The organism is Sphingomonas sp. 10B4, assembly GCF_035019905.1.
In the GTDB taxonomy this organism is placed as follows: Bacteria; Pseudomonadota; Alphaproteobacteria; order Sphingomonadales; family Sphingomonadaceae; genus Sphingomonas; species Sphingomonas glacialis.
Map to the genome: position 1 here is coordinate 1 of NZ_JASJVC010000551.1, position 239 is coordinate 239.

The 239-nt window shown below is 56.9% G+C and carries 1 pseudogene; it reads left to right on the forward strand.

Annotated elements, in window-relative coordinates:
* A pseudogene (locus QN347_RS20845) lies at window positions 1-239 on the forward strand (UTP--glucose-1-phosphate uridylyltransferase); the annotation flags it as partial.

The following is a 239-nucleotide window of genomic DNA, read 5'->3' on the forward strand; positions in this document are numbered from 1 at the left end:
CCTTGAGCGGGTGCAAGGGATAGTCGAAAAACCGCGTCCGGACGTGGCCCCGTCGACCCTAGCGGTAGTCGGTCGGTATATTTTGTCGGGGCGGATTTTTTCTTACCTCGAAACCTTGGGTAAAGGCTCGGGCGGTGAAATCCAACTCACCGACGGCATCGCTGCCATGCTCAAGGATTTCCCGGTGTATGCTTACCGTCCGGAAGCGACGCGTTATGATTGCGGTTCCAAGCTAGGCT